The organism is Streptomyces sp. NPDC005551, from assembly GCF_042871785.1.
Taxonomy (GTDB): domain Bacteria; phylum Actinomycetota; class Actinomycetes; order Streptomycetales; family Streptomycetaceae; genus Streptomyces.
This window is the reverse complement of sequence record NZ_JBIAJE010000009.1, coordinates 265,807-278,591: the sequence shown is the minus strand read 5'-3', so window position 1 is coordinate 278,591 and position 12,785 is coordinate 265,807. Positions and strand designations below refer to the sequence as shown.

Below are 12,785 nucleotides of genomic sequence, written 5' to 3'. Positions count from 1 at the left end.
TGCCGTCAGCTTACCGAGGGGTGATCGGAGCGCGATTCGGCCGACTGCAAATGGGGAGTACGGCCATTTCCGGGCCCCGGGACAGGGGTGCGCCCACCGTGCGCGGTGCGTGCGGGGCCGTTAGCTTGGCGGCATGGCCGAATCCACGGCATCTGCCGCATCCGCCGCGTTCGCGGAGGGCGTCCCCTGCTGGACGGACGCCCAGCTCTCCGACGTCGAGGCGGGCAAGCGCTTCTACGGCGAACTGTTCGGATGGACCTTCGAGGAGGCGTACGGCACCCCGCGCACCCCTCGTACCGCCTCCTCCCGTACCGCCTCCTCCGCGCCGCGCGGCACCTCCGTGTGGGCCCACCGGGACGGGCAGCCCGTCGCGGGCCTCACGCCCAAGCGGGACGGCCGGATGCCCACCGTGTGGACGGTGTACTTCGCCACCTCCGACGCGGCGGCCCTCGCCCGGCGGACCGGGGCGGCCGGCGGGCAGGTGATCACGGGCCCGCTGCCCGTGGACTCGCTCGGCACGACCGTGCTCGCCGCCGACCCCGAGGGCGCCGTCTTCGGCCTCTGGCAGGCCGAAGGACACCCCGGCTTCGGCCGCCGCCACCAGCAGGGCTCCTTCTGCTGGGCCGAGCTGTACGCCAGGGATCCGTCCGGCTCCTTCTACGAGGACCTCTTCGGCACCCCCGCCCAGCCCGACGTCGGCCGGGCCGCGGTGTCCGACATCTTCCCGGCCGAGATGCCCCCGCACTTCCTCGTCCACTTCGGCGTCCGGGACTGCGAGGACGCGCTGGAGACGGTCCGGCGGCTCGGCGGCCGGGTACAGGCACCCCCGTTCGACACCTCGTACGGACGGGTGGCGGTGGTCACGGACAATCAGGGGGCGTCGTTCGCGGTGATGCAGCGCTGACCGGGCCGCTGCCCGCGTTCCAGCATCCGGCCGCCGCTTTGCAGAAGCCGCCCGACATGGTTTTGTCCTGAGACACCCCGATCCGCACCCGGGTTCGCAACCGGTGGCCCGGACAGGAAGAATCGGGGTGCGTGCCGCTGTGGCGGTTCGGTGGTGAGACGCTGCACGGGGCCGCGTTCATACGTGGATGGCGCGGCCCGTACGGGGAGGTGGCAGGCAAGTGGTGGATCAGCTGACGCAGCACGATCCGCGGCGGATCGGGCCGTTCGAGGTGCTGGGACGGCTGGGTGCGGGCGGCATGGGGCTGGTCTATCTCGCGCGCTCGGCGTCCGGCCGGCGCGTGGCGATCAAGACGGTCAGGACGGAACTCGCGGAGGACCAGCTCTTCCGGGTCCGCTTCACCCGTGAGGTGGAGGCCGCGCGGGCCGTCTCCGGCTTCTACACGGCGGCCGTCGTCGACGCCGACCCGCGCGCGGCGGTGCCGTGGCTCGCCACCGCGTACGTCCCCGCGCCCTCGCTCGAGGAAATAGTGAACGAGTGCGGGCCGCTCCCGGCCCAGGCGGTGCGCTGGCTCGCTGCCGGTGTCGCCGAGGCCCTGCAGTCCATCCACGGCGCCGGGCTGGTCCACCGCGACCTGAAGCCCTCCAACGTCCTCGTCGTCGAGGACGGCCCCCGGGTGATCGACTTCGGCATCGCGTCCGGGGTCTCCAACACCCGGCTGACCATGACGAACGTCGCGGTCGGCACCCCCGCCTACATGTCGCCCGAGCAGGCCAAGGACTCGCGCAGCGTGACCGGCGCCAGCGACGTCTTCTCGCTCGGCTCGATGCTCGTCTTCGCCGCCACCGGCCACGCGCCCTTCCACGGCGCGAACCCGGTCGAGACCGTCTTCATGCTGCTCCGGGAGGGGCCGGACCTGGCGGGCCTCCCGGACGAGCTGCGGCCCCTCATCGAGTCCTGCATGCAGATGGACGCGACGGCCCGGCCCAACCCCGCCGACCTCCAGGCGCAGCTGGCACCGCACCTCTTCGGCTCCGGCTCCGACGACAGCGGTACGGCGTCGGCGTGGCTGCCCGAACGGGCGGTGGGCCTGATCGAGACGCGCCGCGGCGGCCGTCCCCCGGTGCAGCCTGCGCCCGGCCGCGGCGGCGGAGCCAGGGGCGGTGCCGCGCTGCCACCCGTCCCGCAGCACGCCCCTGCCCCGTCGGCCGTCGGCGCGCCCGACACCGGTCCCGTGCGGCTGGCCGGCGCCCGGGTGCCGATCGGGCCGGGACCGCGCGTCGCCGACGCCCGCGCCGCCGCGGTGAAGGCGCCTCCTCCCGAGGCGGGCCTCGCCGCGTCCTGGTCCCGGCCGCGCCCCGGCGTGAACGGCGCCGACCCGGCCCCCGTCGTCGCGCCGCCCGCCCGGGCCCCGGAGTCCCCGTCCGGCTGGCGCCCCTGGCGTTTCCGCATGTCGAACGACGTGTGGGGCACGCCCGCCGTCGCCGACGACCTCGTCTACGTCACCTCCTTCGAGGTCCACGCGCTGGACGTGGCCACCGGCCGGCGCCGCTTCAAGACCCGCGACGTCGCCTGGTCGATGGCGGTCGCGGACGGACGTATCCACGCCTCCGACGGCCCCACGCTGTTCGCCCTGGACTCCCGCGAGGGCGCGGACCTGTGGCGGCTGTCCACCGACGCCTGGGTCTACTCCCTGAAGGCCGACCGCGGCACCGTCGTCACCGGCACCCGCGGCGGCGGCGTCCAGGCCTGGGAGGCCGCGAACGGCCGCAAGCTCTGGGAGATCACCGGCGCGCAGACGGACTTCGAGACCCCCGAGGCCGGACCCGCGGTCCACGACGGCACGGTCTACGTGTGGAAGGACGCGCGGCTGCGCGCCCTGGACTCCCGGACCGGCGAGGAGCGCTGGTCGTACCCCATCGGCGACGCGGCCTCCTGCGGCGGCGTCCCGGTCCGGCTGACCCCGGCACCCGACGGATACGTGTACGTCTCCGCCGGCACCCGTGTCCTCGCCATCGACGTGACCAGCGGCCACGTCCGCTGGCACTTCGAGGCACCCGCGGTCTTCCTCTGCCCGCCCACGTTCGCCCCCGGCCCCGCCGTGACGGGCGGCGGCGTCTACCTGGCCGACTACCTCGGCACGGTGTACGCGCTCGACGCCACCGACAGCCGCGACCGCTGGCGCATCGCGACGGAGTCCCGCGCCTCCGCGGAGCCGGTCCTGGTCGTCGCGGGCCACGTCCACGTCGGCAGCGGCAAGGGCCTGTACACGCTCGACGCCGTCACCGGCACCCCGAAGTGGCGCTTCCAGGCGGGTGGCGACATCGTCGGCGCCCCCGCCGTCGCCGAGGGTCGCATCCACTTCGGCTCCACCGACCATCTCCTCTACACCCTGAAGGCCGACGACGGCCGTCTGCGCTGGAAGCTCGCCACCGGCGGCGAGATCACCGGCGCGCCCGTCGTCAAGGACGGCGTCGTCTACGCCTGCAGCAAGGACAGATGCGTCTACGCCCTGGACGCGGAGAAGGGCACGGGCACAGCGAGAACGACGTGAGGGGAACGTAAGGGGAAGGCGTCAGTACTGATCCGGCGGACGCCGCCACGTGGCCGTCGGCTCGTCCTCCGCCGCACCCGTGCCGCCGCGCCCCCGCGGCTGGGGCCGGTCCGGCGCCGGATCCGCCGGCCCGGACTGCCAGGAGCCGGGCTCCTCCTGGGGCGGGTACTGCGAGGACCGGGGCTCCCCGGCCGGCCCGGACTGCCACGACCCGGGTTCCTCCGGGGGCGCGGACTGCCGTGACCGGGACTCCTCTTCCGGTGGGGACTGCCAGGACCTGGGCTCCTCCTGACGCGGGGACTGCCAGGACCGGGGCTCCTCCTGGCGCTGGGACTGCCACGACCGGTGCTCCTCCGGGGGCGCGGACCGCTCGGACGGCGGCAGCGTCGCCATGCGCTCGCGCCGCCCCCGCATCACGGCCGCGCCGAGCAGCAGCAGCGCCCCACCGGCGAGGGCGGCCGCGACACCGGTGCCGAGGCCGTTACCGTCGCTGTCGACGGTCAGGCCGGACTCGGCCTGACCCACGCGCACCATCCACAGCACGGCAAAGCCGAGCACGACGACGCCCGCGAGCGCGACCAGCAGCCGCGAGCGCAGCAGCACCCCGATGACCGCCAGGACCGCCGCCGCGAGGAGGGGGAGGAAGAGCGAGGCGAACAGCCCGGCCCGGGCGTCGCCGACGCCGGCTCCGGAGAACAGGTCACCGACGCGGTAGTACCGGCCGTGACGACCGCCGTACCAGGCACGGAAAGGGCTCCAGACGGCGGCCGCCGCTCCGAGGAGGGCGAGCACCGACCCGAGAACGTTGCGGACCATCGCGGGCCTCCTCACTGCTCTCCCCACCGACGCTACGCCGCGAAGTGCGCACCTGCCATGCGGTGTGGAGAATGCGCGGCCGTCTCCGTCATGCGGTGTGACCGGGAGCGAGCGGTGAGTAGTCTGATCACATGCATACACGGGGGCGCAGTCTCAAATTCGCAGCGGTTCTGGTCATGGTGGTGCTCGCGTTGACCGGCTTCTCGTCGGGGCGCGGTCGCGGTGGCGGCAGCCACAGTGGTGGCGGGGGCGGCGGTTGCAGCAGTTCCAGCCAGAACCACGACAGTTCGTCGTCGTCGACGTCGGGCGGAGGGTCGTACAGCTCCGGCTCGACGAGTTCCGGCTCGACGAGTTCCAGCGACGACTACGACGATGACGACACGTACGGAAGCAGCAGCACCAGCGGCGGCAGCACCAGCGGCGGCTACCACCGGCGTCCGAACCACCGCTCCACCTCCTCCTCGGGCAGCGGCTCGAAGTCGCTGGAGGACGCGAAGGCGCGGCTGGTGAGCTGCGCGACGAAGAAGACTCCGTACGCGACCGTCGAGGTGTCCAACCCGAACGCCCGCAAGGGCACGTTCACGGTGGCGGTCGAGTTCCTCGACGAGAACGACATCTCCGTCACCTCCGGCTACGAGCGCGTCACGATCCCCGCGAGCGGCAAGGAGACCGTCCGCGTGAAGGTCGGCGGCTCGGGCCTCGTCGACTCGGTGGACCACTGCGAGGTCGACCCGGCGGCCCGGCCGGGAAGCTGACACCGGGCCGGCCGACCGAGCGGCCGGGGCGGACCGGCCGAGCGGCCGGGTCGGACCGGCCGAACAGCCGGGGGCGGGCTCACCGCATCCGGTACCCGTCCGGCCGCCGTGCGGCGAACAGTTCGGCCTGCCGCGGCGGCGGCAGATTGCCCAGCGCGATGAGGTGCGGCGCCTGCGCGAACGCGTGGGCGCGCGCCGCCTCCCGTGCCGCCCACAGGGCGCGGACGGTGCCCTGTACGGCCGCGGCCGGGTAGGAGGCCATGACGGCGGCACACCGCACGGCGGCCTCCAACGCCTCTCCGGGGGGCGTGAGTTCGGACACCAGGCCGATCTCGTACGCCCGGCGGGCCGAGAGCCGCTCGGCGGTTCCCATGAGCGCCGTCCGCGCGGCTTCCCCGTACGGCATCCGGTGCGCCATGTGGACGGCCTCGTACGCGCTGACCATGCCGTACGTCGTGTGCGGGTCGAAGAAGGCCGCCGTCCCGCCCGCGACGACGAACTCCGCCTCGCCCAGCAGGTAGAACGCGCCGCCGCAGGCCATCCCCTCGACCGCGGCGACCACCGGCTTCCACAGGTCGTTCGCCTTCGGGCCGACCGTGAGCAGCGGATCGTCCGTCATGTAGGGCGAGTCGGGCTGGGGTACGTCCACGCTCCGGTCGATCCCCGTGCAGAAGGCGCGGTCGCCCGCTCCGGTGAGGACGACGGCCCGTACGGAGTCGTCGAGCCGCAGCTCCCGCCAGGCGGCGGCGAGTTCGGCGGCGAGTGCGAGGTCGATCGCGTTGAGCTTGTCGGGCCGGTCGAGGGTGAGGACGGCGACGCCGGTGTCCTGGTCGGTGCTCGTGCGCAGGCCGCCGCTCACGGCCGCTCCAGTACCCAGCGGGGCACGGTCATGCCGGTCCCGGCCGGGTCGCCGGGCCCGGCGCCGGTGAAGACCACGTGCACCCGCGCCCCGATCCGGATGCGGCCGGGGTCGACGGAGTCGAGCCGTGCGTCCGGTGCGCTGACCAGGTTCCCGACGAGCCGGATCCGCGGCGCCTCCGCCAGCTCCACGACGATCGCGTTGTACGGGGCCTGCTCCGCGTAGGCCGGGAGCAGCGGCGGATGCGCGACGACGTAGGACCAGATCCGTCCGCGCCCGCTCGTCCTGCGCCACTCGGCGGCGAAGGAGTGGCAGTGCGGGCAGCAGGGGCGCGGCGGGAAGCGCGGCTCGCCGCAGCCGGGTCCGGCGCAGGTCTGGACGCGCAGTTCGCCTTGGGCGGCGTACCGCCAGAAGGGGGCGCCGTCGTCGTCGGGGACGGGGGGCAGCAGGGGCATGGCGGCTCCTCAGTTCCTGAGCAGGAGGGCGGAGGTCGGAACGCCTTCCCCGGCCGTGACCAGGCAGGTGGCGGCGCCGGGGACCTGGGCGGTGCTGGTGCCCCGCAGCTGCTTGACGCCCTCGTTGATGAGGTTGAAGCCGTGCACGTACGCCTCGGAGAGGCCGCCGCCGCCGGTGTTGAGGGGCAGCCGGCCGCCGGTCTCCAGCGCGCCGCCCTCGGTGAAGGCACCGCCCTCGCCCCGTCCGCAGAAGCCGTAGCCCTCGAGCGAGAGCGGTACGAGGGGGGTGAAGGCGTCGTAGATCTGGGCGACGTCGACGTCCTCGGGGGTGAGGTCGGCGTGCTTCCACAGATGCCGGGCGGCGGTCCAGGCGGGGCCGGTGAGGGGGTCGTCGTTCCAGTAGTTGACCATGCCGTGGTGCTGGGCGGGCAGGCCCTGGGCGGCGGAGTGGACGTAGACGGGCCGGTGGCGGCAGTCGCGCGCCCGCTCGGCCGGGACGACCACGCAGGCGAGCGCGCCGTCCGTCTCCAGGCAGTTGTCGAACAGGCAGAGGGGCTCGCTGATCCAGCGGGAGGTCATGTACATCTCGCGGGTCAGCGGGCGCTCGTACATCATGGCGGCCGGGTTCTGGTTGGCGCGGTTGCGGCAGGCGAGGGCGACGTTGAACAGGTGGTCGCGGGTGGCGCCGTACTCGTGCATGTAGCGGCGGGCCAGCATGGCGATCTCGTCGGCCGGTCTGAGCAGCCCGAAGGGCCGGGTCCACTGGGCAGGGGTGGGGAGCTGGACGGTGGTGTTCCGCCACGGGCGGGGCCCGCTGCCCCGTTTGCGTGAGCGCCAGGCGACGCCGACGGTGGCCTGTCCGGTGGCGACGGCGGCGGCGAGATGGGCGACGGTGGCGCACGAACCGCCGCCCCCGTAGCCCACTTTGCTGAAGTGGGTGAGGTCGCCGAACCCGACCGCCTTGGCGACCTCGACCTCGTCCGTCTCCTCCATGGTGTAGGAGGCGAGTCCGTCGACCTCGGCGGGTGCGATCCCGGCGTCGTCCAGGGCGGAAAGGATCGCCCGGCAGGCCAGCGTCTTCTCGGATTCGGCCAGTTCTTTCGCGAAGGCCGTCTGTCCGATGCCGACGACGGCGGTGGCGTCCTTGATTCCCGCCGGGCTTCCCGTCCCCTTGCCCGCCATGGGCACACCTCCGCGCGCGGTCACGGCTGCTGACAGAGCGTCAGGCTACAGCTAATCTGACGGACAGTCAGCCAGTGGTACGTCCGGTCGTCCGGTCATGGGGAGGCGTGCGATGCGCGGGGACCTGGAATGGGGCAGCGTCCCGGGGCTGGTGCGGGCCGCGGCCGACCGGTACGGCGACGCCGAGGCGGTCGTCGAGGGCCGTACGCGCCTCTCGTACGCGGAGCTGGGCGCGCGCGTGGAGCGGGCGGCGGCGGCCTGTCTGGCGAACGGGGTGCGGGCCGGCGACCGGGTGGCGGTCTGGGCGCCCAACACCCTGGACTGGATCGTCTCGGCCCTCGGCGCCGTGTGCGCCGGTGCGGTGCTGGTCCCGCTGAACACCCGGTTCAAGGGCGCGGAGGCGGCGTACGTGCTGTCCCGGAGCCGGGCCAGGCTGCTGTTCGTGACCGGCACGTTCCTCGGGACGTCGTACGTGGCGTCCCTGCGGCGGGCCGCGGGGCAGGGCGCGGGGCGGGGCCCGCTGCCGGGGCTGCCGCACCTGGAGCAGGTCGTGGTGCTCTCGGACGACGCCCCCGCCGACTTCCGTACCTTCGGGGACTTCCTGGCGAGCGGGCAGCAGGTCGGGGCGGCGGACGTCCGGGCGCGCGGGGACGCCCTCGACGGCTCCTCGCCCTCCGACCTCGTCTACACGTCCGGGACGACGGGCCGGCCCAGGGGCGTGGTGATCACCCACGCCCAGACGCTGCGCGCCTACGCCGTGTGGTGCGAGCTGTCCGGGCTGCGGGAGGGCGACCGCTATCTGATCGTGAACCCGTTCTTCCACACCTTCGGTTACAAGGCGGGCATCGTGGCATGCCTCATGCGGGGCGCGACGATGATCCCGCAGCCCGTCTTCGACGTGGACACGGTGCTGGCGAACGTCGCCGCTGAACGCGTCTCGGTCCTGCCCGGGCCGCCCACCCTCCTCCAGTCCCTCCTGGACCACCCGTTTCGGGACGCCCACGACCTCTCGGCGCTGCGGCTCGTGGTGACGGGAGCGGCGGTGGTCCCGCTGCGCCTGGTGGAGCGGCTGAGGACGGAGCTGAGGATCGACACGGTGCTGACTGCGTACGGGCTCTCGGAGGCGAGCGGGATCGTCACCATGTGCCGGCGCGGCGACGCGGCGGCGGTGATCGCCTCGACGTCGGGGCGGGCCGTCCCCGGCACGGAGGTACGGGTGGTGGACGCGTCCGGTGCCGGGGCGGCGGCCGGTTCCCCCGGCGAGGTCCTGGTCCGCGGCTTCAACGTCATGCGGGGCTACTTCGAGGACGCGCCCGCCACGGAGGCCGTGCTCACCCCGGACGGCTGGCTGCGCACCGGTGACGTCGGCGTCCTGGACCCCGACGGCAACCTCCGCATCACGGACCGCATCAAGGACATGTTCATCGTCGGCGGCTTCAACGCGTACCCGGCGGAGATCGAGCAACTGCTGGGCCTGCACCCCGACGTGGCCGACGTCGCCGTCGTCGGCGTCCCGGACGCCCGCCTCGGCGAGGTCGGCAAGGCCTACGTCGTGCGCCACCCGCACGCCACCCTGACCGCCGACGACCTGATCGCCTGGTCCCGCCGCGAGATGGCCAACTACAAGGTCCCACGCACGGTGGAATTCGTCCCGAGTCTCCCCCGCAACGCGAGCGGGAAGGTGGTGAAGGGGGAGTTGCGGGGGCGGGGAGAGGACACCCGCCCGCCGGCCCCCGTCCCCGCCGTCCGCAAGGCCAACCGGCCCGGCTCCAGGAGCTGAGCCGGGCCCGGTCCCCCGGACGTCCCCCGGACACGCCTCGGCCGCGACGGCGCCCCCTCCGCGCCGCCGCGGCCGATCCCCCTCGACGGGTGGCTTGTCAGGCCTTCACGTCGGTGATGTGCGTGTCGAGCGGCTTCACCGTGCCGGCGTCGGCATCGGTGATGTGCGTGTCGAGCGGCTTCACCGTGCCGGCGTCGGCATCGGTGATGTGCGTGTCCAGCGGCTTCACCGTGCCGGCGTCCGCGTCGGTGATGTGCGTGTCGAGCGGCTTGACGGTGCCGTCTGTCTTCTTCTGGGCCATCGTGTTCAACTCCCCGTTAAGTGTGGTGAGACAGCCCGCCCGGCGACTCCCCCGAGGCCGCCGGGCGGGCTGACAAGGCCGTTCACCATATGTGATGGGCCTCGTGGCGGTCCGTCTGCCCCCCGACGCGACGGATCGACGAACTCAGAGTGGCGCAGCGCGATAAACGAACGATGAACGTCCGTGCGGCAGGGACCTACGCGGCCGCCAGCGGTGAGAGCAGGCTCCGTACCTCCGCGGACTCGGGCGAGCCCAGGTCCTCGTAGATGGTAAGGGCCTCCCGCCAGCAGGCCTGGCCGCGGTCGGTCTGGCCGATCGCGCTGAGCGCCCGCCCGAGGACGGTCAGCACGTTCCCGCGTCGCCAGTCGCCGCCGATGCCCCGCAGCACGGCGAGCGACTGCTCGGCCAGCGCGGCGGCCAGCGCGGGCTTGCCCTGGGTCAGGCGGACCTCGGCCACGCGGAAGATGGACATGCCCTCCCACAGCCGCTGACGGCTGTCCCGGAAGACGTCGAGTGCCTCGGTCAGCTGGGCGACGGCCTTGCCGAGGTCGCCTGCCTGGGCGAGCGCGAGCCCGAGGGCGTAGCGTCCGTTGGCGCCGCGCAGGGTGTGCCCGAGCCGGTCGTAGACGCCGATGCCCTGCTCCGCGAGGGCGATCGCGCTGGCCGTCTGCCCCATCGCGAGGTGGGCGCGTGACAGGTTGCACAGGGCGCTGGCCTCACCCGCGAGATTGCCGTCGGCCCGGAAGCAGGTGATCGCCTGCTGGAGGTACGCGGCGCCCGCCCCGTGCTGCCCGCGGTAGACCGCGGTGACGCCGAGGTGGTTGGGCACCCAGCAGTTGAGGGCGGGGTCGTCGATCCGGCGGACGAGGGCCTCGGCGTGCTCCGCCTCCTCCGCCGCCCGGTCGAAGCGGCCGCCGGCCAGGTGCGCCTCGGTGAGGGCCGTGCGGGCCCGGGCCTCGGCGCGCGGATCGCCCGCGCGTTCGGCGGCGTCGCGCGCGAGGACGGCGTTGGTGCCGTAGTCACGGGCGTTCGCGCCGGACTCCGCGAGGTCCTTCGCGGCCCAGAGGAGATCCACGGCTCTGCTCAGCCTGTCGTCTCCGAGGGACTGGTGGACGCAGGCCAGCAGGCAGTTGGCCTCGGCGTACAGCCAGTCCAGGGCGGCGTGGCGGTCGGCGAACCGCACCCCCGGGTACTTGGTCGGCTCCAGGTGATCCACCAGCCGGTCCCCCGGCCGTTCGATCGCGTAGACGCCCGCCGCCGTCGCCAGGTAGAAGTCCAGGAGCCGCGACATCGCCGCGTCCCGCTCGGTCGGCGGGTGTTCGTCGCGTTCGGCGCAGGCACGCGCGTAGAGGCGGACCAGGTCGTGGTAGCGGTAGCGGCCGGGGGCGGCGGACTCCAGGAGGGACGTGTCGACGAGGGACTCCAGGAGGTCCTCCGTGTCCTCGGCCGGGAGGTCCAGCACCGCGGCGGCGGCCGCGAGCGAGATGTCGGGGCCGTCGGCGAGGCCCAGCAGCCGGAAGGCGCGGGCCTGGGCCGGCTCCAGCTGGCCGTAGCCGAGCTCGAAGGTGGCCTTCACCGCGAGGTCGCCGGCCTGGAGCTCGTCCAGGCGGCCGCGTTCGTCGGCGAGCTTCGCGGCCAGCACCGAGACGGTCCAGGTGCGCCGCGCGGCCAGCCGGGAGGCGGCGATCCGGATGGCGAGCGGGAGGAACCCGCAGGCGGCGACCACGTCCAGCGCGGCCTCCCGCTCCGACGTCACCCGCTCCGCGCCGACGATCCGCGTGAAGAGCTGGAGGGCCTCCTCGGGGGACATGACGTCCAGGTCCACCAAGTGCGCCCCGGCCAGGTCCACCATGCGCACCCGGGAGGTGACCAGCGCCGCGCACCCCTCCGTCCCGGGCAGCAGCGGACGTACCTGCGCGGCGTCGCGCGCGTTGTCCAGCAGCACCAGGACGCGGCGGCCGTCCAGGGCCGACCGGTACAGCGCGGCGCGCTCCTCCAGGGAGTCGGGGATGGCGGAGTCCGGGGTGCCGAGGGCGCGCAGGAACGCCCCCAGGACCGTTTCGGGCTCGGCCGCGCGTGCTCCGGCGCCCTGGAGGTCCACGTACAGCTGCCCGTCCGGGAAGGCGCCGCGTGTGCGGTGCGCGACGTGCACGGCCAGGGTCGTCTTGCCGACGCCGCCGATGCCCGCGAGCGCCGAGACCGCCATCACCCGGCCCTCGGCCGTCGACGCCGCGGCCAGCACGTCGCCCAGTTCCTGGACGAAGGACGCGCGGCCGGTGAAGTCGGTGACCGAGGCGGGAAGCTGGGCGGGACGGACGGGCGCCGGGGGAGGCTCCGCCGGCGAGGCGGAGGGTTCCGTGAGCCCGGGGTCGGCGCGGAGGATGCGCTGCTGGAGCTCCTGGAGGTCCGCCCGGGGGTCGACGCCGAGCTCGTCGGCGAGCAGGCGCCGGGTGTCGGCGAACACCGCGAGGGCCTCGGCCTGCCGCCCGGAGCGGTACAGCGCCAGCATGAGCAGTTCCCGCAGGCGTTCGCGCAGCGGGTGGGCGGCGGTCAGCGCGGTCAGCTCGGACACGGCCTCCGCGTGGCAGCCCTGCTCCAGGTCCATGTCGAGGCGGGTTTCGAGGAGTTGGAGCCGCCACTCCTCCAGCCGGGTCCGCTGGGTGTCGGCGTAGGGGCCGGGGACGCTCGCCAGCGGTTCCCCGTCCCACAGGCCGAGCGCCTCGTTGAGCAGGGCGCGGGCCCGGCACAGGTCCCCGGTGTGCTTGGCCTTCTCGGCGTCGGCGGCCAGCTGCTGGGCCCGGGCGAGGTCGAGTGCGCCGGGGTCCGGGAGGCGGACGGCGTAGCCGCCGGACTCGCTGACGAGCACCCCGGGGTTGAGGACCTTCCTGAGCCGGGAGGCGTAGGTGCGGACGGCGGCCAGGGCCTGGGGCGGGGACTTCTCGCCCCACAGCGCGTCGATGAGTTCGGGGGCCGTCGCCGTCCGTCCCTCGCGCAGCAACAGCGCGACGAGCAGCGCGCGTTGCTGCGGTGATCCCATGGGCAGGGGTTCCGGCCCGCGCCAGGCGCGCACCGGTCCGAGCACGCCGAAGCGCAGCGCCGCCGAATCCTCGGGGCTCCGCTGCTCCGGCACTCGCGGTACACCGTCCATCGCCGTCCCCCTGCCGACCGTCATGACAACG

Annotated in this window: 10 protein-coding genes; 4 read left to right on the top strand and 6 right to left on the bottom strand. The window is 74.0% G+C overall.

The window, feature by feature from the left end; all coding sequences use genetic code 11:
• Positions 1-133 precede the first annotated feature (133 nt).
• Positions 134-904: a VOC family protein gene (locus ACFYP4_RS26405; RefSeq protein ID WP_358849963.1), complete on the top strand. Its 771-nt coding sequence runs from the start codon at positions 134-136 to the stop codon at positions 902-904.
• A gap of 220 nt (positions 905-1,124) precedes the next feature.
• Complete coding sequence (locus ACFYP4_RS26400) at positions 1,125-3,458, top strand: PQQ-binding-like beta-propeller repeat protein (RefSeq protein WP_388788557.1); 2,334 nt, start codon at positions 1,125-1,127, stop codon at positions 3,456-3,458.
• A 21-nt stretch (positions 3,459-3,479) separates the two neighbouring features.
• On the opposite strand, the gene ACFYP4_RS26395 is transcribed toward ACFYP4_RS26400, so the two are convergent.
• Entirely contained in the window at positions 3,480-4,274 is a 795-nt protein-coding gene (locus ACFYP4_RS26395) for a hypothetical protein (RefSeq protein WP_388788554.1), read from the bottom strand.
• Between the two features lie 131 nt (positions 4,275-4,405).
• Between ACFYP4_RS26395 and ACFYP4_RS26390 the strand changes: the two genes are divergently transcribed.
• Entirely contained in the window at positions 4,406-5,029 is a 624-nt protein-coding gene (locus ACFYP4_RS26390) for a hypothetical protein (RefSeq protein ID WP_358849966.1), read from the top strand.
• Between the two features lie 79 nt (positions 5,030-5,108).
• On the opposite strand, the gene ACFYP4_RS26385 is transcribed toward ACFYP4_RS26390, so the two are convergent.
• Genes ACFYP4_RS26385 through ACFYP4_RS26375 form a run of 3 tightly spaced genes read right to left on the bottom strand, consistent with a single transcriptional unit; the run spans position 5,109 to position 7,525 of the window.
• Positions 5,109-5,888, bottom strand: coding sequence for an enoyl-CoA hydratase/isomerase family protein (locus ACFYP4_RS26385; RefSeq protein WP_388788551.1), 780 nt, complete (start codon positions 5,886-5,888; stop codon positions 5,109-5,111).
• Positions 5,885-6,343 (bottom strand): OB-fold domain-containing protein, encoded by a 459-nt coding sequence (locus ACFYP4_RS26380; protein ID WP_358849968.1) that lies wholly within the window; start codon positions 6,341-6,343, stop codon positions 5,885-5,887. The genes ACFYP4_RS26385 and ACFYP4_RS26380 overlap by 4 nt, the downstream gene beginning before the upstream one ends.
• A gap of 9 nt (positions 6,344-6,352) precedes the next feature.
• Complete coding sequence (locus ACFYP4_RS26375) at positions 6,353-7,525, bottom strand: lipid-transfer protein (RefSeq protein WP_388788548.1); 1,173 nt, start codon at positions 7,523-7,525, stop codon at positions 6,353-6,355.
• Positions 7,526-7,637: 112 nt separating this feature from the next.
• Between ACFYP4_RS26375 and ACFYP4_RS26370 the strand changes: the two genes are divergently transcribed.
• The gene (locus ACFYP4_RS26370; RefSeq protein WP_388788545.1) at positions 7,638-9,305 is read left to right on the top strand and encodes a FadD3 family acyl-CoA ligase; all 1,668 of its coding nucleotides are present in this window, start codon (positions 7,638-7,640) and stop codon (positions 9,303-9,305) included.
• 97 nt (positions 9,306-9,402) lie between these two features.
• On the opposite strand, the gene ACFYP4_RS26365 is transcribed toward ACFYP4_RS26370, so the two are convergent.
• The gene (locus tag ACFYP4_RS26365) at positions 9,403-9,606 is read right to left on the bottom strand and encodes a hypothetical protein (RefSeq protein ID WP_358849971.1); all 204 of its coding nucleotides are present in this window, start codon (positions 9,604-9,606) and stop codon (positions 9,403-9,405) included.
• Positions 9,607-9,802: 196 nt separating this feature from the next.
• On the bottom strand, positions 9,803-12,754 hold the full coding sequence (locus ACFYP4_RS26360; RefSeq protein ID WP_388788804.1) for a BTAD domain-containing putative transcriptional regulator: 2,952 nt from the start codon (positions 12,752-12,754) through the stop codon (positions 9,803-9,805).
• Positions 12,755-12,785 lie beyond the last annotated feature (31 nt).